This is a genomic window from Corynebacterium sp. HMSC061H03 (assembly GCF_001838215.1).
GTDB lineage: Bacteria > Actinomycetota > Actinomycetes > Mycobacteriales > Mycobacteriaceae > Corynebacterium > Corynebacterium jeikeium_D.
The window spans coordinates 1-22,146 of the sequence record NZ_KV836075.1; the positions used below are offsets into that span (position 1 = coordinate 1).

21 protein-coding genes are annotated in these 22,146 nt (G+C 59.6%); all 21 read right to left on the bottom strand.

Annotated features, from left to right (window positions below):
- Positions 1–373: 373 nt before the first annotated feature.
- Entirely contained in the window at positions 374–1,642 is a 1,269-nt protein-coding gene (tyrS, locus tag HMPREF2787_RS06785; protein WP_210401202.1) for a tyrosine--tRNA ligase, read from the bottom strand.
- Between the two features lie 48 nt (positions 1,643–1,690).
- Positions 1,691–2,341 carry a DNA-3-methyladenine glycosylase gene (locus HMPREF2787_RS06790; protein WP_070858856.1) on the bottom strand — a complete coding sequence of 217 codons (651 nt, stop codon included), beginning with the start codon at positions 2,339–2,341 and terminating at the stop codon, positions 1,691–1,693.
- Complete coding sequence (locus tag HMPREF2787_RS06795; RefSeq protein ID WP_016422889.1) at positions 2,342–2,515, bottom strand: Trm112 family protein; 174 nt, start codon at positions 2,513–2,515, stop codon at positions 2,342–2,344.
- Positions 2,505–3,164: a hypothetical protein gene (locus HMPREF2787_RS06800; protein ID WP_070858857.1), complete on the bottom strand. Its 660-nt coding sequence runs from the start codon at positions 3,162–3,164 to the stop codon at positions 2,505–2,507. The genes HMPREF2787_RS06795 and HMPREF2787_RS06800 overlap by 11 nt, the downstream gene beginning before the upstream one ends.
- Positions 3,151–4,797, bottom strand: a complete 1,647-nt coding sequence (locus HMPREF2787_RS06805; protein ID WP_070858858.1) for a VWA domain-containing protein — start codon at positions 4,795–4,797, stop codon at positions 3,151–3,153. The genes HMPREF2787_RS06800 and HMPREF2787_RS06805 overlap by 14 nt, the downstream gene beginning before the upstream one ends.
- 6 nt (positions 4,798–4,803) lie before the next feature.
- The gene (locus tag HMPREF2787_RS06810) at positions 4,804–5,955 is read right to left on the bottom strand and encodes a hypothetical protein (RefSeq protein ID WP_070858859.1); all 1,152 of its coding nucleotides are present in this window, start codon (positions 5,953–5,955) and stop codon (positions 4,804–4,806) included.
- 527 nt (positions 5,956–6,482) lie between these two features.
- Entirely contained in the window at positions 6,483–7,922 is a 1,440-nt protein-coding gene (argH, locus tag HMPREF2787_RS06815) for an argininosuccinate lyase (RefSeq protein WP_049170381.1), read from the bottom strand.
- Positions 7,923–7,967: 45 nt separating this feature from the next.
- Positions 7,968–9,167 carry an argininosuccinate synthase gene (locus HMPREF2787_RS06820; RefSeq protein ID WP_070652652.1) on the bottom strand — a complete coding sequence of 400 codons (1,200 nt, stop codon included), beginning with the start codon at positions 9,165–9,167 and terminating at the stop codon, positions 7,968–7,970.
- 49 nt (positions 9,168–9,216) lie between these two features.
- Entirely contained in the window at positions 9,217–9,699 is a 483-nt protein-coding gene (locus tag HMPREF2787_RS06825; RefSeq protein ID WP_005511719.1) for an arginine repressor, read from the bottom strand.
- Between the two features lie 4 nt (positions 9,700–9,703).
- Positions 9,704–10,645, bottom strand: coding sequence for an ornithine carbamoyltransferase (gene argF / locus HMPREF2787_RS11160; protein WP_070858860.1), 942 nt, complete (start codon positions 10,643–10,645; stop codon positions 9,704–9,706).
- Between the two features lie 6 nt (positions 10,646–10,651).
- Complete coding sequence (locus tag HMPREF2787_RS11165; RefSeq protein WP_070858861.1) at positions 10,652–11,857, bottom strand: acetylornithine transaminase; 1,206 nt, start codon at positions 11,855–11,857, stop codon at positions 10,652–10,654.
- Between the two features lie 56 nt (positions 11,858–11,913).
- Positions 11,914–12,807, bottom strand: a complete 894-nt coding sequence (argB, locus tag HMPREF2787_RS06840) for an acetylglutamate kinase (RefSeq protein WP_016422897.1) — start codon at positions 12,805–12,807, stop codon at positions 11,914–11,916.
- Between the two features lie 21 nt (positions 12,808–12,828).
- Positions 12,829–14,037 carry a bifunctional glutamate N-acetyltransferase/amino-acid acetyltransferase ArgJ gene (gene argJ / locus HMPREF2787_RS06845; protein WP_070858862.1) on the bottom strand — a complete coding sequence of 403 codons (1,209 nt, stop codon included), beginning with the start codon at positions 14,035–14,037 and terminating at the stop codon, positions 12,829–12,831.
- A complete protein-coding gene (argC, locus tag HMPREF2787_RS06850; protein WP_210401203.1) occupies positions 14,034–15,074 on the bottom strand; it encodes an N-acetyl-gamma-glutamyl-phosphate reductase in 1,041 nt (346 codons plus the stop codon). The genes argJ and argC overlap by 4 nt, the downstream gene beginning before the upstream one ends.
- A gap of 180 nt (positions 15,075–15,254) precedes the next feature.
- Entirely contained in the window at positions 15,255–16,091 is an 837-nt protein-coding gene (locus HMPREF2787_RS06855; RefSeq protein ID WP_070603176.1) for a trypsin-like serine protease, read from the bottom strand.
- Between the two features lie 27 nt (positions 16,092–16,118).
- Complete coding sequence (pheT, locus tag HMPREF2787_RS06860; RefSeq protein ID WP_070603173.1) at positions 16,119–18,611, bottom strand: phenylalanine--tRNA ligase subunit beta; 2,493 nt, start codon at positions 18,609–18,611, stop codon at positions 16,119–16,121.
- Between the two features lie 33 nt (positions 18,612–18,644).
- Positions 18,645–19,694, bottom strand: a complete 1,050-nt coding sequence (gene pheS, locus HMPREF2787_RS06865; RefSeq protein ID WP_070429629.1) for a phenylalanine--tRNA ligase subunit alpha — start codon at positions 19,692–19,694, stop codon at positions 18,645–18,647.
- A gap of 98 nt (positions 19,695–19,792) precedes the next feature.
- Positions 19,793–20,623, bottom strand: coding sequence for a TrmH family RNA methyltransferase (locus HMPREF2787_RS06870; RefSeq protein WP_070858864.1), 831 nt, complete (start codon positions 20,621–20,623; stop codon positions 19,793–19,795).
- Between the two features lie 184 nt (positions 20,624–20,807).
- The gene (gene rplT / locus HMPREF2787_RS06875; protein ID WP_070858865.1) at positions 20,808–21,191 is read right to left on the bottom strand and encodes a 50S ribosomal protein L20; all 384 of its coding nucleotides are present in this window, start codon (positions 21,189–21,191) and stop codon (positions 20,808–20,810) included.
- 77 nt (positions 21,192–21,268) lie between these two features.
- The gene (rpmI, locus tag HMPREF2787_RS06880; RefSeq protein ID WP_005511726.1) at positions 21,269–21,463 is read right to left on the bottom strand and encodes a 50S ribosomal protein L35; all 195 of its coding nucleotides are present in this window, start codon (positions 21,461–21,463) and stop codon (positions 21,269–21,271) included.
- 76 nt (positions 21,464–21,539) lie between these two features.
- On the bottom strand, positions 21,540–22,091 hold the full coding sequence (gene infC / locus HMPREF2787_RS06885) for a translation initiation factor IF-3 (protein ID WP_005511730.1): 552 nt from the start codon (positions 22,089–22,091) through the stop codon (positions 21,540–21,542).
- Positions 22,092–22,146: the final 55 nt, after the last annotated feature.

Below are 22,146 nucleotides of genomic sequence, written 5' to 3' on the forward strand. Positions count from 1 at the left end.
CCAAACACATAAACTGCCTGGCCGCGCTGACCCCCGAATACATTACACACACCCCACCAAAGACACAAAACCCCAGGTAGATGGATATGAACTAGCGTTTTGCCTGTGGAGTAGAACGATTCATTAGGACCGACAGTCCCCACACCGTGACGAAAGCCGGGAGCTTTCGCTCATCGCTACCACCTTTGTTTCGGCTTCTATGCTCCCTTTAAAACAACCAAAGCTCCGGACTGACCAAGAGTCAATGATTCTGAAATCATCAATCCCCTAGCCTGCCCGGAGCCTTAGCCCAGCTACCTAAAAAGAATCAAGCTGCATAAACACCAATTAATCGAGAGATCAGCAGCGCGCCTACACAAAGACCAACCAGCACTTACACGAACTTCACACCAGCAAAGTTCTTCTTGCCGCGGCGCAGTACAATCCACTTGCCATGCAGCAGGTCCTCAGCAGAAGGCTCCCACGCTTCGTCCTCGATGCGCTGGTTATTGGCGTACGCGCCGCCTTCCTTAATGGTGCGGCGTGCCTCGCCCTTCGACTTGGCAAGACCCGCAGCGACGAGAAGGTCGACAACAGTTCGCGGCTCGCCCTCAGCGATCTCCGCAACCTCAGTCTCGGAGACGGCGCCCGCCAGGGTGGCCTCGTCCAGCTCGGTCAGCTCAGCGCGGCCAAACAGGGCCTGCGCTGCCAGCTCAACAGCCTTGGTGGCCTCTTCGCCGTGGACCAGGTTGGTCATCTCCTGCGCCAGACGACGCTGCGCCTCACGCTTGAACGGACGCTCCGCAACAGCAACCTCGTACTCCGCGATTTCCTCCTGAGACAGGAAGGTGAACCAACGCAGGTAGTCAATAACCACCGAGTCACCCGCGTTGAGGAAGTACTGGTACCAGGAGTACGGCGAGGTCTTTTCAGCGTCCAGCCACAGCTTGCCGCCACCGGTGGACTTACCGAACTTCTGACCCTGCGCATCGGTCACCAGCGGCACGGTCAGGCCGTGCACCTTGGCGCCGTCGATACGCCTGTTCAAATCGACACCAGAGACGATGTTGCCCCACTGATCACCGCCGCCAATCTGCAGCACGCAATCGTAGTTGCGGCGCAGCTGCACGTAGTCGTTGGACTGCAGCAGCATGTAGGAAAACTCGGTGTAGGAGATGCCGTCAGACTCGAGGCGACGCTTCACAGTGTCGCGGTCGAGCATGGTGTTGAGGGAGAAGTTCTTGCCGACATCGCGAAGGAAGTCAATGACGGACATGTTCATAGTCCAGTCCGCATTATTGACCATCGTCGCCGGGGCCTCGCCCTCAAAGTCAATAAAACGACGTAGCTGGTCCTTGATGGCCTCCAGGTTGTGCTCAATGGCATCCTGGCTGAGCATCGAACGCTCACCGACATCACGCGGATCGCCGATGAAGCCCGTAGCACCACCGGCCAGCGCAATTGGGTGGTGACCGGCCAGCTGGAAACGACGCAGCATAATCATCGGAACCAGGTGGCCCGCGTGCAGCGAATCGCCAGTTGGGTCAAAACCGCAATACAGAGTAATGGGGTTTTCGCACGCCTCACGCAGCGCGTCAACATCGGTGGACTGATTAATCAGGCCACGCCACTGTAGTTCGTCGATAATGTTCTGTTCAGTCACGTCCCCTATCGTAACGTCTCGCTTGCCGACGTTCACCGCGAGGGTGACCTAGAACTCCTCAACGGCCTTCTTGTGGCGCCGATAGGCTGAGACGGAATCGTCCGGAAGCCACAGCCGCCAAGGCCGATTCGCCGCTCGCCGAACGCCCACACGCGGGCCCGCGTGGATGTCTTTATCCGGGTTGATGCTCTCTGGCTGCGCCACGAACACGCGTGACGACGGATCCAGCGCATCTACCCCATAGTCATTTAAGTCAAGGCCAAGCGCCTGACCAACATTGCCCGGACCACGTCCGAGACCCGCAACAGCAGGTTTTTCACCGCGGCGACGGCGCACCGCATCCAGGCCCTGCTCAATGCGTACGGAACGGACCAATACTCCCCCGCCCGTGCCGTCCGTAGCGCTGGTGATATTGGCACAAAAGTGGATGCCGTAGGAGCGGTAGATATACCAATGTCCCGCCGGGCCAAACATGGCGCGATTGCGTGCGGTTGGACCCATGAAGCAGTGCGCGGCCGGGTCAGGATAGCGCTGGTCAACTGGGCCACCATAGGCCTCGACCTCCGTGATGGTGGCGATAACATGCTCAGCGGGGATGACAATTACGCAGCCGAGCAGCGTCTTCGCAGCCTCAATCGGAGCTCCCGACAGCACAGTGCGGTCGAGGGCGCGGTAGCCGTCGGGAAGCGGGAAAGGCAATTACTTGTCCCAGGCGATAGCTTCGTCGGAAAGCATGACCGGAATGCCTTCGTCGATGCGGTAGGCGATCTTCAGGCGGGGATTGACCAGCACCTGCTCGTCTTCGAGGTATTCAAGCGGCCCCTTGTCACGCGGGCAAGCGAGGATTTCAAGGAGTTTCGGATCAAGGCTCATAGTCCACTACCTTACCGAACTGAATTGCCAGGGTGTCACGCTGACCTTCCAAAGCAATCAGGTTGTCCTGACCGATTGCATCCTGGATCTTCTGCACCGCGGAATGCAACAGGTCGATGGACTCCCGAGCCGGATTCTCGGCCTTGTGACGCAATCGCTCCGGGACCGCGAGGTAGGAGTTGACTGTCTGCGGCAAGTACTCCTGGATAATGCCGCCGATGACCACCTTCTGCTCGGGATAATCTTTGAGGTACTTCCACTCGCTCAGGACGGATTCCAGCGTCGCACCCAGGTCATTTGCGGCGTTGCCAAGAGCTTCGCCAGGCTGGGCATCGAAAAGCCTGCCCAATGTCCGGTGAAGATTCCTACGCAGCTCAGATGGACTGAGCGGGCGACGCTGTGGGACCTCAGGCTTCGGCGCCGAACTAACGGACTTCTGCGCCCCTTTGCTCTGCCTCGGCAACAGCGCAACCGACGCGCCCCAGGCGGCAATCGCAACAACCGGCCACAGGAAACCAAGCCCCACGGTCAGGTGCAGCAGCACGACGGCGATGGCAAGGATGAGCCCGACAATGTTAGCGGGACTGTTGAGAAAGCCACCGCCAGAAGAAGTGCCGGAGGAAGTGCCGGAGGATTTACTGGTAGCCACGAATCTCCTTGAACACATCAGCAAGCTCGGTCTCACGGGATTCAAAAACCTTACCACCGGTCAGATTCGCAAGTTCCTGCATTTCTCCCGGATCCGCCTCGCCATAGCGAATGACGAATACCGGCGGCAGATTCCCGCCCTTGGACTGGTAGAAATCGCGGAATTCCGCAAAGCTTTTGCCCGACGTTACCTGACCATCGGTCAACACCACGATGGACGGGATGGAGTTCTTATCCGAGCTGCCGAGAAGGTCGAAGGCCTGAATCAGTGCGTCGTAAAGCGCCGTCTCGCCCTCTGCGTACAGACCATCGACGGCGGCGGTGAGCTGCGCGCGCGATTCCGGACCGTCGATTGTCGTGGTCGTGGGCTCGCCGACGCTCGTACTGAACGGCAGGATCGTCGCGATCTCGCGGTTTCGCAATCCCACGCTTCCCGTTTCGGTGCGTGCACTGCCGTCGACGATTGCGCGCATTGTCGCCTGTAGATCAGCGATGCGCTCACCGAACATTGAACCGGAGGTGTCGAGAACGAAGACCGACTCTCCGGGCACGCGCAGGTCATTGTTGTAAGCCTCAATGAGGCGGTCCGTGACTGCGCGATCACCCGGGAAAGGCAGCTCGATGATCACGCTGTTGGTCATGCTTTCCGGCAGGTTGGCGTCATCGGAGACCGGGCGCAGGAAGTGGTCGGCGAGAACCTGCGAGTTTGCTTCCAGCCACTGTCCGAGTGCCTCCGTCTGCCGCGCGGCGAGATCATTAGCGGGCTGTGCTAGTGGCGTCAGCGGGTAATCCGCACTGATGACACCGTCGCTCGGAACAACAACTTCCAGGTCAGCGCCCTCTTTATTCATCTGCTGCAACACAGCTTCATAGTTGATGAGCGCATCGACGGAGTCCGACTCATCCAGGAACTTGTCACGCAGCCACCCCGACGAACCCGAGGTCATCTTCTGCCCCTCGAAGAACTTCTGCAGTTCAGGCGTGGTGCGGTTGATATCCCCCGTAGTCAGCGCCGATCCGGTGTCGGCGAACGCGGTCGCAACCGACACCACACCGGAAAAGCCCGAGTTCGATTCCGCGGGGTTGGTCATGCCGTAGGTCAATTTGCCTGACGACGCAGCCTCCGCGATCTCAGCCCACGTCGGCTGCTTGGTATCCCAACCGAGCTCCCGAGCCTTCGCCGAATGGATACCAAAGGCTACCGGCGAGGTGGCGACTTTCTTGGCTTCGCCCAGCTTGTCAGCCCCACCGAGCAGATCAACGTACCGGTTGGTAGCAAACCAAGTGGCATCAAATTGGTTGTCGAATTCGCCTGCGACAAGCGCGTGGCTGTTCTTCACGGTGCCGTCGAGAAGCTCAAGGTTAATAGTAAAACCGAGGTCGTCGGAGGCCTTTTGCATCAGCGGCTGGAGTGCTGCGAGCTCCGTGGCCCCGGCGATGCGCATAGTCGAGCCCTTGAGATCAGAATCGACGTTGATCTTATTCGTCTTGTCATCGTCTGAGCCCAGCGGCAGGTTCAGGCCACCGTCGGAACAGGCCGCGACAGCGAAGATGCCGAGCACACCGACGAGGCCAAGAAGCATTTTGCGGAGGGCAGTTAGTGCCTTATCCATGTTCATTCGATCCATGTTCATTCGGCTTTACCCCTCTTCCGTTTCTGGCCTCGGAGGGCTCTGGTATCCACGGGAAACACCCTCAATAAGCTGCTCGAGGATGTCGAAACTCGGCGGATCAATGGAATCCACAAAATCGGTGGAAACCTCCTGGCCCGTCTTCAACTGCGTCTGGAAGTCCTCCATCGCCTCAGGATGGCTGGATCGGTAACCGTGCTTGGCCGCCAGCTTCTGAAGCTCAGGGTCTTCCGCGAGGAGCCGCGCGACCGCAGCGCCATTGTCGTTAAAGCCCAGCGCCACGTGAGTACTCAGAATCGTCGGCGATGGATACGCCAGGCGCATTTCCGGCTTCAACCGGCTGTTCGGGGCACTGTTCTCCCCCAGGAACTGCGACTCGTAGACCATCACCATTGGCTTTGAGCCGACACCCTGCGAGAGGTAGTCCGAAAATGGTCCAGCAGATGAGGATTCCGTGTACCCCTGGCCGGTGAACAGCGGGGTGAGCTCTGGCAAGACCGCATTGACCTGCCCATTGTCGGACACAATCCGGCCTTCATTGGTAATCCAAGACATGAGCGATAAGTACATTGCGGCCGAGTTCGACGAACGAATGTCAGTCGTGGACATCTGCACCGTGCGTGGCGACGGATAATCGTTCTCCGCGAAGTCACGCCAGCGGACATTGTCGTGCTGCATCGTGGCCAGGGCTGCCATATCTACCTGCCACGTAGTGCCCTGTTGGCGAGCAACATTTTCCCGCGCCAATGCCTGCAAGATGTTGTCGAAAGTAGCGATCGCCATCGGTGTGTAGAAGACGTCGTACCGCTCAGCGCCGCTCATTTTCTCGGCAATTTTCTCCGCTGCCGGTGCCGACGACGGGAATGCCAAGTCGAAGGAATCCAGATCCACATCCGTGGCCATCCGACGCGAACCCGCCGTCTTTACTTCCACCGTATAGCCGTGAGAGGCAAGAGCCTTCTGGACCTCTTCGTCTTCGAAGAAGGGCTTCTTCTCAGAGCCAACAATCGCCTTGACGACGGTCTTTTCACCACCGAAGAAATCACGGTTTCCTCCGGAGCTGCCACCAGAAAAACCTGGAATACTACCGCCGCGACCGACATAGACTGCAACAGCCGCGATGACAATCAAAATGACTGCAAGAATTGCCCCCGGGCCCATGCACCCTTTCTTGCTACCACTCTGATTTTTATTTTTATCTCGTGAGCTGCGATTTCCACCGCTCGACCGCGTACTTTCCGCCATGAAATTATGGTAAGAGACCCGGCCAAACCTGGCAACAGATATAGAAATAATCAGTAATCTGCGTCACTTCGGGGGGGGCACCCTGGCATTACAAGGTTACTGGTGGCGTCGGATCGATCCGAGTTACTGACTGCGTTTATGACTGGCGGCGGCGGGTCGAGCCGAGTTACTGACTACGTTTATGACAAAAATGGCCCGAAAAATGGCCTGAAAGTGTCATAAACTTACACAGTTTCACATTTGCAGCCCGTATTCGCACGTGGAGCCCGTAATTTTTCGGGTGGCCAGTTATCGGGTTGATAGTTACCGGGTCATCAGTTGTCGGGTTGCTGGTTTTTCTACTCCCCCCCCGGGCTGTAAAAAATCGGCGTGCGGTCGATTGACCGCACACCGATCAATTAGCTGCGTTAGCTGGGCTAGCAGGTTTGCTAGCTCTAGCAGCTTTAGCCGCGAACCGGCTTTTCAGCCCACTGCTTCAGCTCGGTATTCTTCTCGTCAACGCGAGCGAGCTGCTCTGCAACACGGACACCCGCAGTGCCGCCGCGAGTATCGCGGGAAGCGACAGCGCCGTCAATAGTAAGCACTTCACGGACCTTCGGAGTCAGTGCCGGGTGGATACCGGCGAGGTCCTCGTCGGAAAGCTCGTCCAGACCGATACCGCCCTTGGACTCTGCGATGCGGACACACTGGCCGGATGCCTCGTGAGCGTCGCGGAACGGTACGCCCTCGCGGACCAGCCACTCAGCCAAGTCCGTGGCCAGGGTGTAGCCCGCCGGAGCGAGCTCGCGCAGACGGTCTTCGTGGAAGGTCAGCGTTGCCACCAGGCCGGTCAGGGCCGGCAGCAGCAAGGTTAGCTGCTCAACCGAGTCCACCAAAGGCTCCTTGTCCTCCTGGAGGTCACGGTTGTAGGCCAGCGGCTGCGCTTTCAGCGTGGCCATAAGACCAGCGAGGTTACCGATCAGGCGACCGGTCTTACCGCGGGTCAGCTCTGCCACGTCCGGGTTCTTCTTCTGCGGCATGATGGAGGATCCAGTCGACCAGGCATCAGCCAGAGTGACGTAGCCGTACTCCGGGGTGGCCCAGTAGATGATTTCCTCTGCCAGGCGAGACATGTCCACAGCAATCTGGGCGAAGACAAAAGCCGCCTCAGAGGCGAAGTCACGCGAAGAAGTGCCGTCAATGGAGTTGTCCGTGGCAGAGTCGAAGCCGAGCTCCTCCGCGATGGCCTCCGGATCCAGGTGCAGCGAAGATCCCGCGAGCGCACCGGAACCGTACGGGGACACAGCCAGTCGACGGTCGAGATCGCGGATGCGGTCCAGATCGCGCAGCAGCGGATGCGCGTGAGCCAGCAACTGGTGGGCCAGCAATACCGGCTGCGCTGCCTGGGAGTGGGTCTTGCCCGGCATGATGGCATCCGGATGTGCCTTGGACTGAGCCACCAGGGCGGCAACCAGGTCAGTGACATCCAGTGCAACGCCGCGCACGGCATCGCGCAGCCACATGCGGAACAGAGTTGCCACCTGGTCATTGCGGGAACGACCAGCGCGCAGGCGACCGCCGACCTCCGGGCCGACGCGATCAATCAGACCGCGCTCCATGGCACCGTGGACGTCCTCATCTGTCGGCTCTGGACCAAATTCGCCGGAGGCAACGTCGCGACCGAGCTGATCAAGGCCTTCGATCATGGTGTCAAAGTCGGCATCGCTGAGCAGCCCACGGGCATGCAGCACTCGGGCGTGGGCCTTGGACGCAAGAACGTCGTAAGGCGCGAGCACCCAGTCAAAATGGGTGGACTTGCTCAATGCGGCCATCGCCTCGGACGGGCCACCGGCAAAGCGGCCGCCCCACAGGGAGCCTTCGTTGGTACCGTGCTTTTCGACCATTGTCTTTTCCAATAGGCCTTTCGCTCTAGTCGCTCTGGAGAATCTTTACAGTTTGAAGTCGCGCTTTGCGGCCATCTTCGAGGACAGGCCGTGCAGCTCGACAAAACCGCGAGCCAGGGTCTGGTCGAAGGTGTCGCCCTCGTCGTAGGTAGCCAGGTTGAAGTCGTACAGCGAGGTGTTCGAACGACGACCGTTGACGTTGCAGTGACCTGCGTGCATGACCATGCGGATGTCACCGGAAACGCCCTTCTGGGACTCCTCGATGAAGGCATCCAGCGCGCGCTTCAGCGGCGAGAACCACAGGCCGTCGTAGACCAGGTTGGCCCACTCGCCCTCGACCTGACGCTTGTAACGGGCCAGCTCACGCTCAACGGTGACGTCCTCGAGCGCTGCGTGTGCGGTCATGATGGCAACTGCGCCCGGAGCCTCGTAAATCTCGCGGGACTTAATGCCGACCAGGCGGTCTTCAACCATGTCCAGACGACCGATGCCCTGAGCACCAGCGCGGCGGTTCATCTCTTCGATGGCCTCAAGCACGGAAACCTTCTTGCCGTCGATGGCAGTCGGCTTACCGTCCTCGAAGGAGATGATGACCTCGTCCGGGGAGCTGAAGTTCAGGGTCGGATCCTCGGTGTACGCGTAGACATCCTTGGTTGGTGCGTTCCACAGGTCCTCCAGGTAGCCGGTCTCAATGGCACGACCGAAGAGGTTCTGGTCAATGGAGAACGGAGAGGACTTGGACTGCTCAATTGGCAGACCCTTTTCCTCAGCGAAGGCAATAGCCTTGTCGCGGGTCCAAGCGAAGTCACGAGCCGGTGCGATGATCTTCAGATCCGGGGCGGTGTTGGCAAAACCAACCTCGAAACGGACCTGGTCATTGCCCTTTCCGGTGCAGCCGTGTGCGACGTGAGTGCCACCGAACTCCTCTGCAGCCTTCGCCATGTGCTTAACAATCAGCGGGCGCGACAGTGCGGAAACCAGCGGGTACTGCTTCATGTAGAGACCATTGGCCTTAATGGTCGGCAGGCAGTACTCCTCGGCGAACTCGTCCTTAGCGTCGACAACGACAGCTTCGACAGCGCCGGCGTCCAGAGCGCGCTGACGCACGGACTCCATGTCCTCGCCGCCCTGTCCGACATCGATGGAAACTGCGACGACCTCGCCGTCAGTCATTTCCTTGAGGTACGGAATAGCAACGGTGGTGTCGAGGCCACCAGAGTAAGCAAGAATAACCCGGTTGGTCATAGGGTAAGCGCTCCTTTAATCGGTGCTTTAAAGCATTTCGTGGAATAGTTTACTGGTTCGTTCCGGCGGCTAGACGCTGGGCTAGGTCAGCGCCGGAAAGTGGTTCTCTAGCCAGGCACATTACGGTGTCATCTCCCGCGATTGTGCCAACGATTTCTTTGAGTCCCGCACGGTCAATCACACTGGCTAGATACTGTGCGGCTCCCGGTGGTGTACGCACAACCGCGATGGTGCCCGAATGATCAATAGAGACCAGCAGCTCGTCTAAAACGCGCCGCATCCTGGCCACTGCCCCGCTGGAGACAGCGAGTGCATCTTCGACGATGGAATAACGCGAACCGTTGGCTCCATCGCGAATCTTTCGGGCGCCCAGCTCATCGAGGTCTCTGGACAACGTCGCCTGCGCAATCTCAATGCCTTCGTCGGCAAGCAGCTCGACGAGCTGAACCTGACTGGACACGTGATGCTGCGCCAGCAGGTCAGCGATGCGCGTCTGCCGAGCTGTTCGAGAACCTGGTTGTGCTGCGGTCATGACCTTACTGCCTCTCCACCAGCCAGGTCAGCAACGCCTTCTGAGCGTGCATGCGGTTTTCCGCCTCGTCGAAGACTACCGACTGCGGGCCATCGATGACCTCGGAGGTAACTTCGTTGCCGCGGTATGCCGGCAAGCAGTGCAGGAAGATGGCATCCTCATTTGCCTTCGTCATCAGCTCAGCGTTGACCTGGTACGGCAGAAACGGAGTACGACGATCCAGGCCGTCGTTCTCCTGCCCCATGCTGACCCAGGTGTCAGTGATGACAACGTCGGCACCGGCAATGGCCTCATCGACGTCCGCGGTCACGGACACGGCCGCACCGGTCTGTTCCGCGACCTTCTTGGCGCGGTCGACGTAGACCTGCTCCGGCTGGAAGTCCTCTGGTGCACAGATGGTGACGTCCAGACCTGCGGTGGCGAAGCCCACGAGGTAGGAGTTGGCCATGTTATTGGCACCATCGCCGAAGTACACAGCCTTCTTGCCACGCAATCCCGTCTGGCCTTCTTCCGGGCACTTGTGCTCGATGATGGTCTGCAAGTCAGCGAGAATCTGGCACGGGTGGAACTCGTCGGAAAGCGCGTTGACAATCGGCACCGTCGCGGTCTCAGACATGGCCTCCAGCCCTGACTGTGCGTAGGTGCGCCAGACAATTGCCGAGACAAAGCGGCTGAGCACAGCAGCGGTGTCCTGGTAGGTTTCGCCCTTGCCCATCTGGGAGTTTCCGGTTTCGACCACAATCGCGTTGCCGCCCAGAGCCGCAATACCAGCGTCGAAGGAGAAACGTGTACGAGTCGATGTCTTGTCGAACAGCACCGCAACCGACTGTGGCCCTTCAAACGGACGGCGGGAGTACGGCGCTGCCTTCAGCTCTGCAGCCAACTGCAGCACCTCAGCCTGCTCCTGTGGAGTCAGGTCATCATCGGCGAGAAAATGACGGAGCATCAGTTCCTAATTCCTTCCTTTGTTAGCGACAGCCTCGGCGGCGTCGTTCAGGCAGGCATCAATCAACTCGACGGCGCGGTTGACTTCCTCATCACTGAGGTTCAACGGAGGCACAATACGCAGCACATTCGCCTGCGGAGCGTTCAGAATGACACCACGCTCATAACCGGCGTTAACCGCTTCCTTCGCCAGGTTCTCGCACAGCACCAGTCCAAGCATGAAACCGCGACCACGCACGTGATCGACATGGCTTAACGACGCAAGCTTGCGAGCCAGAACCTTGCCCTTTTCGGTGACTCGGTCGAGCAGCTTTTCTTCTTCAAGTGTCTCGATGACGGCCAGGCCGGCAGCAGCACAGACCGGATTGCCACCAAAGGTGGTGCCGTGTGCACCAGGAGTGAACAGTTCCGCTGCGCGGCCGTTGGCGATGACAGCACCGAGCGGCAGGCCGCCGCCGAGGCCCTTGGCCAGCGTCATGACATCCGGCACGATGCCATCGTGCTGGTGGGCAAACCACTGGCCGGTACGGCCAATGCCGGTCTGTACTTCGTCGACAATCAAGAGGACGTCGAAGCGCTTGGTCAGTTCGCGGACGGCAGCGAGGTACCCCTCTGGCGGTGCGACCACACCGGTCTCACCCTGAATTGGTTCCATAATCACCGCAGCGACACCCAACGGATCGGATTCGATGGTCTTGGTGAGGAAGTCAATGTCACCGTAGGGAACGAACTCGACTCCACCCGGCATCGGTTCGAACGGAGTGCGCTTGTCCGGCTGACCGGTCATGGCAAGTGCGCCCATGGTGCGCCCATGGAACCCGTGATGGGTCGCGATAATGCGGTTGCGTCCCGTCAACCGCGCCAGCTTGAACGCGGCCTCATTGGCCTCGGTGCCGGAGTTGCAGAACATAACTCGGGTGTCATCAGTGTCCCAGCCAGTGAGCTCAATGAGCTTCTCGCCCAGTGCCAGCGGCGGCTCAGAGGCGAAGATGTTGGACACATGCCCCATCGTGGAAATCTGCTTGGACACAGCTTCCACGATGGCCGGATGTGCGTGACCCAACGCGTTGACTGCAATACCGGCGAGCAGGTCCAGGTATTCCTTGCCCTCGGAATCCGTGACAATAGCGCCCTTACCCTGCACAAGCTCAATGCGCGGTGTGCCGTAATTGTTCATCATCGTGTGTTGCCACTGCTGCTTGAAGTCGCTCATGTCGTCTTTCGACCTGCCTAACGTGTGTAGCTAAATTCTTGTCAGTCTTTTCTGCCTTATCCGGGCTCTACCATTGTGCCGATACCGCCGGAAGTCATCAGCTCCAGCAGCACCGAGTGCGGCTGGCGGCCGTCGATAACGTGGGCCGCAGGCACTCCCTGATCCACTGCGTTCAGGCAGGACTCCATCTTCGGAATCATTCCGGAATCCAGCGTCGGAAGGATTTCTCGCAGATGAGAAGTGGAAATCCTTGACACCAGCGAATCGCGGTTCGGCCAATCCGTGTAGAGACCCTCGACATTAGTCAGAATCACCAAACGGTTCGCGTTAATTGCCGATGCCAGTGCACCTGCTGCCGTGTCGGCGTTGATGTTGTAAACCTCTTTGCCGTCAGCGGACGGCGCAATCGTGGAGACCACCGGGATACGTCCTGCATCAATCAGGTCCAACAGCGTTTCCGAGTGCACCTCGGTGATATTGCCAACCAGCCCGATATCTGTCTCCTTGCCACCGACATTTACCGTGCGTCGAGTACCGGTGAACAGGCCACCGTCCTCACCAGAGGTACCCACTGCATAGGGGCCGTAGGCGTTGATGAGGTTCACCAGTTCGCGGCCGACCTGCCCGAAGAGCACCATGCGGACAATTTCCATGACCTCCGGAGTCGTGACGCGGAAACCGCCTCGGAACTCTCCTTCCAGCCCCAGGCGCTTGAGCATCGACGAAATTTGGGGGCCGCCACCGTGGACAACCACCGGCTTGACACCCACGGTGCGCAGGAAAACCATGTCCTGCGCGAAGGCTTTCTTCAGTTTCAGGTCGGTCATCGCGTTACCGCCGTACTTGACCACCACAATCTTGTCGCGGTGGTGCTGCAGCCACGGCAGTGCTTCCGCCAGCACATGTGCCCGCTGCTCGAAGGACAGCCCTTCGGTCAACTGGTGAACCATTGCAGAGTCTCCTCAAAACCTTTACGACGAATAAGCCGAGTTGATGTGAACGTAGTCGTGGGAAAGGTCAGTCGTACGAATCGTGGCCTCTTCCGGATTACCAGTACCGAGGTCAACCTCAACGGCAATGTCCTTGCCGGAGAGATCCACTTCACGTGCATCTGGCGTGCCACCGGTATCGCGACAGACTACGTGACCATTGAAGGAAACCGTGATGTGCTCCGGATCCATATCCACCGGCGCAGTGCCGACAGCCGCCAGCACACGACCCCAGTTCGGGTCCGAACCGAACATCGCACACTTGAAGAGGTTGTCGCGGCCGATAATTCGAGCAGCTACCAGGGCATCTTCCGCGCCACCGGTGCCACGCACGGTCACGGACACACGCTTGGTCACGCCTTCGGCGTCCGACTGCATCTGGCGTGCGATGGAATCACACACACTGAGCACTGCCTGGTCGAGCTCCTCCTGCGAGGGCTTCACACCAGAGGCACCGTTGGCCAAAATGATGACGGTGTCATTGGTGGATGTGGAGCCATCAATATCTAGGCGGTTAAACGTAACCTCGCTAGCTTTGACAATAGCCTCGTGCGCCATTTCTGCGCTTACCGACGCATCCGTCGTAATCACACCGAGCATCGTGGCCATCGACGGGCTAATCATGCCAACACCCTTGCCCATGGCACCGACAGTGAATCCGTCACCATGCGCAACGGCCTGCTTTGCCACCAAGTCAGTGGTCAAGATGGCTTCTGCTGCAGCCGTACCTGCGGCGGCATCGCTGCCCAGATTCTCACAAAGCTTCGGCACACCTGCCAGAACAATGTCCATCGGAAGCCGGTCACCAATCAAGCCGGTGGAGCAGGTACCAATCTCGGTAACATCGACGCCGAGCTCATCTGCGACCTTCTGGCAGACTTCGAGGGCGTCGGCAATACCCGGCTGACCATTGCAGGCATTGGCGTTGCCCGAGTTCAGCACCACAGCGGACAGCTTGCCGTCAGCGATGTGCTTCTTGGATACCGTCACCGGCGCAGCCTGGACACGGTTGGTAGTAAAGACAGCCGCGGCAGTCTTCTCCGGCCCCTGGTTTACGATGAGCGCCATGTCCGGGTTTCCGCTGACCTTGATGCCTGCAATGACACCACTGGCCACGAACCCCTGAGGTGCACATACGCCGCCTTCGTCACCAGCGACGTTGACGAGACCTTCTTTTTCTTCCTTCATCATGGGGCAACTCCTACCAATGGAAGTCCTGCAGTTTCATTCTGTCCAGTAACCAAATTCATGCACTGAACTGCGGCACCACCGGTGCCCTTTGTCAGATTGTCGATCGCCGAGGTCAGCACCAGACGCTTGGCGCGTTCATCTACCTCAACCTGAATCTGAACCAAGTTAGAGCCAATTACCGACTGCGTCTGCGGCTGCAGCCCTTCGGCCAACACCTGCACAAACGGCTCATCCTTGTAGAACTCGAGGTAGGCCTCCCGTGCGGCTGCCTCCGTCACCCCGTCGACAAGCGGGGCGGTAATGGTGGTGAGAATGCCGCGTGACGTTGGGGCGAGCACCGGCGTGAAGCTGACGGTGAGATCCTCTGCGTACGGCTTGAGGTTTTGTAGGAATTCTGCGGTGTGGCGGTGCTTGCCCGCAGTGTTGTAGGCACGGAGATTGCCCATAACCTCGGACCCGAGCAGGGACACAGCTGCCTTCTTGCCCGCACCGGAGGTACCGGTGACGGAAACAACGGACAGATCCGGCTTGACCAGACCCTTTGCAACTGCCGGCAGTGCCGTAATGGTACCGCCAGTGGGGAAACAACCCGGCACAGCAATACGCTTGGAAGCAGCCACTACTTCCCTGTTGCCCGGCAGCTCCGGAATACCGTAAGTCCAGGTACCGGCGTGCTCCGAGCCGTAGTAGTGCTCCCACTCATCGGCATCCTGCAGGCGGAAATCCGCGCCGCAGTCAATAATCACCGTGTCATCGCCCAACTGCTCTGCAATCGCAGCCGAATGACCGTGGGGCAGGCCGAGGAACACCACGTCATGCCCGGCAAGTGTGTCACCATTAGTCGGCTCAATACGACGGTCAGCCAAAGGTGCCACATGAGGCATAATGTCGCCCACACGGGCACCCGCGTTGGATGCTCCCGTTAGTGCGCCGATGGTCAGTTCGCCGGAAAGATACGCCGGGTGCGACAACAGGAGGCGGAGGATCTCTCCTCCTGCGTAACCGGTCGCACCAGCAATGGCAACGGAAATACTCATGCCAAACATTCAACACTTTTATTCACTGCGTTGCAAGATATTCATAGAATTCGTTGTCAAAGTGCTGGAATTATACCTATGTGACGTGAGTGAATTATGAATATAACTCCGTCGTCGGTACATACATCTCGTTCGCCGAGCCGGTCATTCAATCAGCACGCCGGATTACTCAACGCCGGACTATTCAACTACGACGCTTGGCTCCTGCCTCATCACGCCATCTGCCCACTGCGCCACCGATGACGTCGTGGTGTAGAGATAGTAACCCGACTCCTCCGGTGCCACGCTGCCATCAAAAGCCACCGCGCCCGAGAACACCGCCGCTAGCTGGCCGTCGATAAAGAGCGGTCCGCCCGAATCGCCTACCTGCAACGCCGCGGGTCGCTCCATGCGCGCCAACACCGAGTCTTCCCGCACGCACTGTTGATACTTCACCGGACACATCGAAGCGGTGACGGTCGCCGACGGCAGCGAGCCATCCGCAACATCGCCGAGCAGCGATCGCCCATAGACCGTGCCTGTCGTTTCTTGCTCCGAAAACGCTTGACGACGTTCCATTGCGGGATACCCCGGAAGAGCTGCGTCGCCCGCAAGGTGAACAAGCGCTACGTCACCGGTATGTGCAATTTCCCAGCTATCGATAGGAACACGGTGGGAATCCTGACCGAAACCGACCTCTACTTCCCCAGCCTGCTGCGGGACATCACGCACGCAGTGGGCGGCGGTCATTACCCACTGCGGGGCGATTGCAGTTCCCGTGCAAAAGTTTCCGGTATGGGGACTGGTCTGGACCATGATTGACACCACGGAGTCCGCCGCCACACTAGGCGCAGCAGCCTCCCCGCCAACCAGCGCAGCCGCACTCGGCGCGCCGGTGAGCAACAGACCTGCCGTGACAGCAGCTGCAGCCACAGTCGCCGGAGGCTTCGCGCTGCTCACCGCGCGCGCTCCAACGCGCTGCTCTCGTGCCTCTGCGCTATTCAGCCTGTTGCCGCGGTGCCGCAAGATGCCAATCATGGGTATCTCTCCCTGTGGTCTCCCCTTTTAGCCACGCAGCTGAGCGCCGTGACGGGTAGTGGCCAGCTCAATGGCCGCCTCGCGAGCCGCGGAAGCTTCCTCTTCCTTCAGCGTACGGTCCGGTGCGCGGAAACGCAGGGAGTACGCCAGTGAGCGAACGCCTTCGCCCATCTGCTCGGAACGGTAAACATCGAAGATACGAATGGATTCGAGGAGCTCACCGGCACCTTCCACCAGAGTCTTCTCCACCTCTGCGGCGGAGACCTCATCGCTGACAACAAGCGCGACGTCCTGGTGGACAGCCGGGAACGGGCTGAGTACCGGCGCCGGCAGGTGCTCCGTCACTGGCAGTGCATCGAGATTAATCTCCATCGCGCAGGTGCGCTCCGGCAGACCAGCGTCCTTGCACACCTTCGGGTGCAGCTCACCGGCGTGGCCGACGACCTCGCCGTCGACAAGCAGCTCAGCGCAGCGGCCCGGGTGCCACGGCAGCACCTCAGCGTTACGGATCTCCAGCTCGACGTTGGCAGCGCGGGCAACAATGCGCGCGGCTTCGATGGCGTCGGCGACGGTGTACGCGGCCTCGTCACCCCACGGGCTATCCAGGCGGATACGACCGCAGGCGACAGTGGCGACGTGCAGCGGCTGCTCCGGCAGCGACTTCAGCAGCTCGGCGCGCTCGGCCTCGCTCGGCAGACCCGCGGTAGATGGCATCGGCGAGACACCGTTACCGCGCTCGATGGATACCTGTTCCACACCGTAGAGCGACAGGTCGACCTGGCCGCGAGCAACATTGCGCTTCAGCGATTCAAGCATGGACGGCAGCAGAGTCGTGCCCAGCTGAGCGTGGTCGGACTCCAACGGGTTGATGACCTTGACGGTGTTACGACGCGGGTCATCAGCGTCCAGGCCCCAGACGTCGAAGACATCGTTGGCAATGAACGGTGTCGGCAGAATCTCCAGGTAGCCATTGTGAGCCAGCGCGTGGCCGACGAAGCGACGACGCAGCTGACGCTCGGTCAGACCGCGACCGGCCGGGGCGATTGGGAGGATAACCGGAATGTCTTCCAGGCCCTCCAGTCGCAGGATTTCCTCAACCAGGTCAGCGGACATGGTCAGGTCGGAGCGCCAGGTCGGCGGAGTGACAGCCAGGCGGTCACCGTTGTCGACGACCTCGCAGCCGACCTCGCGCAGGCGTCCAATGACGGTCTCACGCGGGTAATCAACGCCCGCAACTTCGCTGGCGCGGTTGACGGCAAAGTCAATAGTCGGCATGGTGGCAACCTCACCGAGCAGGGTGCGACCAGTGTCGATAGTGCCGCCGGCGATGTCAGCGAGCAGCTGGCAGGCCAGATTCAGAGCCGGCTCGACCAGAGCGGTGTCCACGCCGCGCTCGAAACGTCGTGAAGCCTCGGAGCTCAGCTTGTGGCGGCGACCACTGCGGAAGACATGCAGCGGCGACCAGTTGGCGGCCTCGAAGACCACATCGGTGGTGTCGTCGGCGATCTCGGAGGTGAGACCACCCATGATGCCGGCCAGCGACTGAATACCATTGTCGTCGCAGATGACAACGTCTGCCGGGTCGAGCTTGCGGTCCACGTGGTCGAGGGTGGTCAGAGTCTCGCCGGCCTTAGCGTTGCGGATGTGCAGGCCACCAGCGATCTTGGAACCGTCGAAAGCGTGCATCGGCTGACCGAGCAGTAGCATCACATAGTTGGTGACGTCCGTGGCCACGTTGACCGGACGCTGACCAGCCAGCAGCAGGCGGCGACGCATCCACCACGGGGTCTCGGCGTTCGGGTCGATGCCGGTGACTCGGCGCAGACCAAAGCGGCGGGTGTCGGTGTCCTCGTCGATAGTGACGTTCAGGACCTCACCTTCGACCGGCAGCTCGTTGACCTTGGCTGGATCGGCGAAGTCGAGGTTGAAGGCGGAGCAGATCTCGCGGCCCAGACCGCGGGCCGACAGCGCGTAACCGCGGTCCGGGGTGATGTTGACCTCGAACTTCTCGTCATCGAGACCGATGAATTCCTTGGCGCACGAACCCAGCTCAGCTGGGGCCGACGGCAGCGTCAGAATACCGGCGGAGGAATCGGTCATACCCAGCTCAGCTTCGGAGCAGAGCATGCCGTTGGAAACCTTGCCGTAAGTCTTCCGTGCGGAAATCTCGAACCCACCCGGCAGCACGCAGCCCGGCAGCGCGACGATAACAATGGAGCCCTCTTCGAAGTTGCGGGCACCACAGATAATCTCCTGCAGCTCGCCGGTGCCATTGGCATCACCGACATTGACCTGACAGAAGCGAATTGGCTTCTTGAAGCCCTCGAGCTCCTCAATGTGGTCGACGCGGCCGAAAACCAGCGGCCCCTCGACCTTCTCCAGCGGCTCGTGCCCCTCGGTTTCAAAACCAACGCGGACAAAGCCCTCATCCAGCTCGTCCGGGGTGACGGACCAGTCCGGGTTGATGGTGTTCTCTGGGCCGCGAACGATTTCAGTGACCCACGACTGTGGAATGAACATGTAAGTAAAACTCCTAATCTGTAGGTCAGTGAATTAGCCGCGGATACCGAACGGCTGCGTGAAACGGACGTCGCCTTCGACCATGTCGCGCATGTCGGTCAGGCCATTGCGGAACTGCAGGGTGCGCTCCAGGCCCATGCCGAACGCGAAGCCCGAGTACACCTCCGGGTCAATGCCAGAGGCCCGCAGCACGTTCGGGTTGACCATGCCGCAGCCGCCCCACTCGATCCAGCCGGCACCGCCCTTCTTGTTCGGGAACCAGACGTCGACCTCAGCGGACGGCTCCGTGAACGGGAAGTAGTTAGTGCGCATGCGGGTCTTGGTCTCCGGACCGAACAGCGCCTTTGCCATGTGATCCAGCGTGCCGCGCAGGTGCCCCATGGTCAGCCCCTTGTCCACGGCCAGTCCCTCCACCTGGTGGAAGACTGGCGTGTGGGTGGCGTCGAGCTCATCGGTACGGAAGGTACGGCCCGGGCAGATAACGTAAATCGGCAGGTCACGCGACTGCAGAGTACGAACCTGAACCGGCGAGGTGTGCGTACGCAGCACCTGCTTGGATCCTTCCGGCGCAATGTGAAAAGTATCCTGCAGAGTACGAGCCGGGTGATCCGGCAGGAAGTTCAGTGCGTCAAAGTTGAAGTACTCGGCTTCGACCTCTGGGCCCTCGGCGACTTCCCAGCCCATGCCCACAAAGATGTCACCGATCTGCTCGGACAGAATGGTAATTGGGTGCATGCCGCCGCGCTGGCCCCGCGTGGTGTCCACCGACACGTCGATACGCTCCGCGACCAGACGACGCGCGTTTTCCTCTTCCTCCAGCACCGCAAGTCGCTCAGCATAGTGCTTTTCGACGGCTCCGCGAACAACATTTACGCGACGACCAGCATCCTTGCGCTCAGCCTTCGGAATGGAGCCCAGCGCGCGGCGAGCCTGTGGAATGTACCCTTCATCCCCCAAGTGCTCACGGCGGGCGGCAGAAAGCTCATCCAGATTGCCGGCAGCATCAAAGGCATCCGTGGCCTTCTGCGCAGCCGCCTGGAGGGCGTCCTCGGAAAGATCGATAGGATTTGGCGAATCGCTCACGTGTCAACCACTTCTATATAGGACTATCAGTTCTTGTGATGGAACAATCATAGTCGAGGATAACTGCACACGTGCACGCACCTCACCATCGAGGTTTCCTACTTACCCCGGACCGTCTCCCACAGGCACATGGCCGCTGCGGTGGCGAGGTTCAACGACTCCGCCTCGCCCTTAATAGGGATGGACACACTTGCCCCCGCCGAGGCCGTAATCTCCTCCGACAGGCCATGTGCTTCGTTGCCGAAAAGCCAGGCGACGGGACCGTCGGGAAGCGCATCAACGCCGAGAGTGAGAGCGCCATCCATCGCCGTGGCGAGGGTGGTAAAGCCCGCTTCCCTGACTTTCTCCATAACGACATCAATATCGCGCTCGCGTGCGACAGGGGTATGAAAAACAGAACCTGCCGAGGAACGCACAGCCTTAGAGTTCAAAGGATCGACCGAATCGCCAGCAAGGATAACCGCACCAGCTCCGAGAGCATCAGTCATACGCACAATCGTGCCGACATTACCCGGGTCATTGCACTCCACCGGAATCACCAAACAGCCGGACTGCTTTCCAACCTCAATGGCCTCTTCCAACGAAGTGGACACCGCATTGGTGTCGCAGACGGCGAAGAGTCCGGTGGTGGTGACAGTTTCGCTCAAAGAGCGGGCGGCGGAGTCGTCGATAAGCGAAACAGACTTACGCTGCGTCCCAGATTCGAGATACCCCGTCAGCAGCTCTCGGAACTGCTCGGCGGCGGCAGCGGTGACGAAGATTTCCACGACAGCCTCTGCGCGGATAGCTGCATCGACGGAATTGAAGCCCTCAATGAGGAAGCGACCGGCCTTCTTCCGCTTGGCCGCACGGTGGAGCTGAATAGCCGCCGAGACTCGCGGAGTGCGAGGAGTAAACGGCTCGTCGTTGAAGTACAGCGCAGAGTTCATAGTGATTAATCCTAGTGATGCGGCTCGGGATTCATAACCGCCAGCAAGCCAGTGCGGATACGAAAAACCACCGCCGAGGTTATTCGTTAACCCAATCGACGGTGGTTTTTCAAAGATGTTGGCAGGCACACTGCCAGTAAGCAGGCGCTTGCCGACGCTACGTACGAGTTACCTCGTAGCTGCTTTACTTAGCAGCAGGAGTGTTGACGTCCTCCGGCAGAGCGTCCTTAGCGACCTTGACCAGAGCAGCGAATGCCTGCGGGTCGTTGACAGCCATCTCAGCCAGGTTCTTACGGTCAACCTCAACGCCAGCCAGGTTTAGGCCCTGGACGAAGCGGTTGTAGGTGATGTCGTTAGCGCGGGCAGCAGCGTTGATGCGCTGAATCCACAGACGACGGAACTGACCCTTACGGTGGCGGCGATCGCGGAACTCGTAGGTCTTGGAGTGGAGCATCTGCTCCTTGGCCTTGCGGTACAGGCGGGAGCGCTGACCACGGTAGCCCTTTGCGGAATCGAGAACTTCGCGACGCTTCTTCTTAGCGTTAACAGACCGCTTCACACGTGCCACGGTGATACTTCCTTTTCGTTGTCTTTAAGAACTAGTGAAATTAAGAGGGCGATTGCCCTGGGACGAGGCTTGAAAAACTAAGCCTTGCCCAGCAGACGCTTGACGCGCTTGACGTCCGACTTAGCAACGTCCGTGGTGCCCTTCAGGCGACGGGTACGAGTGGACGGCTTGCCCTCCAGGAGGTGGCGGCGATTAGCCTGCTCGCGGCGCAGCTTGCCGGAACCGGTAACCTTGATGCGCTTTGCGGTGCCCTTGTGGGTCTTCTGCTTCATGTTAAAACTCTCCCCTACCGATCTTTGACGCTCGTGGCGCAAAAATCTCGTTTACAACCATTTCTGGTCAGGTCGGTTACTTCTTACCCTTATTCCGAACCGGCCCCAGGACCATAGTCATGTTGCGACCGTCCTGCTTCGGGCGAGACTCGACGGTGCCGTACTCTTCGACATCGGCGGCCAGACGCTCCAACAGGCGGAATCCCAGTTCTGGACGAGACTGTTCACGGCCACGGAACATAATCGTGACCTTGACCTTCGAACCCTTCTCCAAGAAACGAACAACGTTGTTCTTCTTGGTTTCGTAGTCGTGGTCATCAATCTTCGGACGGAACTTCTGCTCCTTGACCACAGTCTGCTGCTGGTTCTTTCGAGCCTCGCGTGCCTTCTGGGCTTGTTCGTACTTGAACTTGCCGTAGTCCATAATCTTGGCGACCGGCGGCTTTGCTCGCGGAGCAACCTCAACCAGGTCAAGGTCTGCTTCGTAAGCGAGCTTGAGTGCGTCACCGGTGCGGACAACGCCCACCTGCTCACCATTCGGTCCTACAAGGCGGACTTCCGGTACTCGAATATCCTCGTTAATACGAGCTTCAGCGCTGATGTGGCCTCCTAGGTTGAACCTGAACAATCTTCGTTTCAAACCGCGATAGCAAGCGGGAAAGGAAGAAAAGCCACGCGTCTAC

What these genes read in the sequence shown, in the direction of transcription:
- HMPREF2787_RS06795 (WP_016422889.1), bottom strand. Translation starts at nt 2,515, where the DNA reads ATGAGCCTTGATCCGAAACTCCTTGAAATCCTCGCTTGCCCGCGTGAC.
- HMPREF2787_RS06805 (WP_070858858.1), bottom strand. Translation starts at nt 4,797, where the DNA reads ATGAACATGGATCGAATGAACATGGATAAGGCACTAACTGCCCTCCGC.
- HMPREF2787_RS06810 (WP_070858859.1), bottom strand. Translation starts at nt 5,955, where the DNA reads ATGGGCCCGGGGGCAATTCTTGCAGTCATTTTGATTGTCATCGCGGCT.
- argH (WP_049170381.1), bottom strand. Translation starts at nt 7,922, where the DNA reads ATGGTCGAAAAGCACGGTACCAACGAAGGCTCCCTGTGGGGCGGCCGC.
- HMPREF2787_RS06820 (WP_070652652.1), bottom strand. Translation starts at nt 9,167, where the DNA reads ATGACCAACCGGGTTATTCTTGCTTACTCTGGTGGCCTCGACACCACC.
- HMPREF2787_RS06825 (WP_005511719.1), bottom strand. Translation starts at nt 9,699, where the DNA reads ATGACCGCAGCACAACCAGGTTCTCGAACAGCTCGGCAGACGCGCATC.
- argF (WP_070858860.1), bottom strand. Translation starts at nt 10,645, where the DNA reads ATGCTCCGTCATTTTCTCGCCGATGATGACCTGACTCCACAGGAGCAG.
- HMPREF2787_RS11165 (WP_070858861.1), bottom strand. Translation starts at nt 11,857, where the DNA reads ATGAGCGACTTCAAGCAGCAGTGGCAACACACGATGATGAACAATTAC.
- argB (WP_016422897.1), bottom strand. Translation starts at nt 12,807, where the DNA reads ATGGTTCACCAGTTGACCGAAGGGCTGTCCTTCGAGCAGCGGGCACAT.
- argJ (WP_070858862.1), bottom strand. Translation starts at nt 14,037, where the DNA reads ATGATGAAGGAAGAAAAAGAAGGTCTCGTCAACGTCGCTGGTGACGAA.
- argC (WP_210401203.1), bottom strand. Translation starts at nt 15,074, where the DNA reads ATGAGTATTTCCGTTGCCATTGCTGGTGCGACCGGTTACGCAGGAGGA.
- HMPREF2787_RS06855 (WP_070603176.1), bottom strand. Translation starts at nt 16,091, where the DNA reads ATGATTGGCATCTTGCGGCACCGCGGCAACAGGCTGAATAGCGCAGAG.
- pheT (WP_070603173.1), bottom strand. Translation starts at nt 18,611, where the DNA reads ATGTTCATTCCACAGTCGTGGGTCACTGAAATCGTTCGCGGCCCAGAG.
- HMPREF2787_RS06870 (WP_070858864.1), bottom strand. Translation starts at nt 20,623, where the DNA reads ATGAACTCTGCGCTGTACTTCAACGACGAGCCGTTTACTCCTCGCACT.
- rpmI (WP_005511726.1), bottom strand. Translation starts at nt 21,463, where the DNA reads ATGAAGCAGAAGACCCACAAGGGCACCGCAAAGCGCATCAAGGTTACC.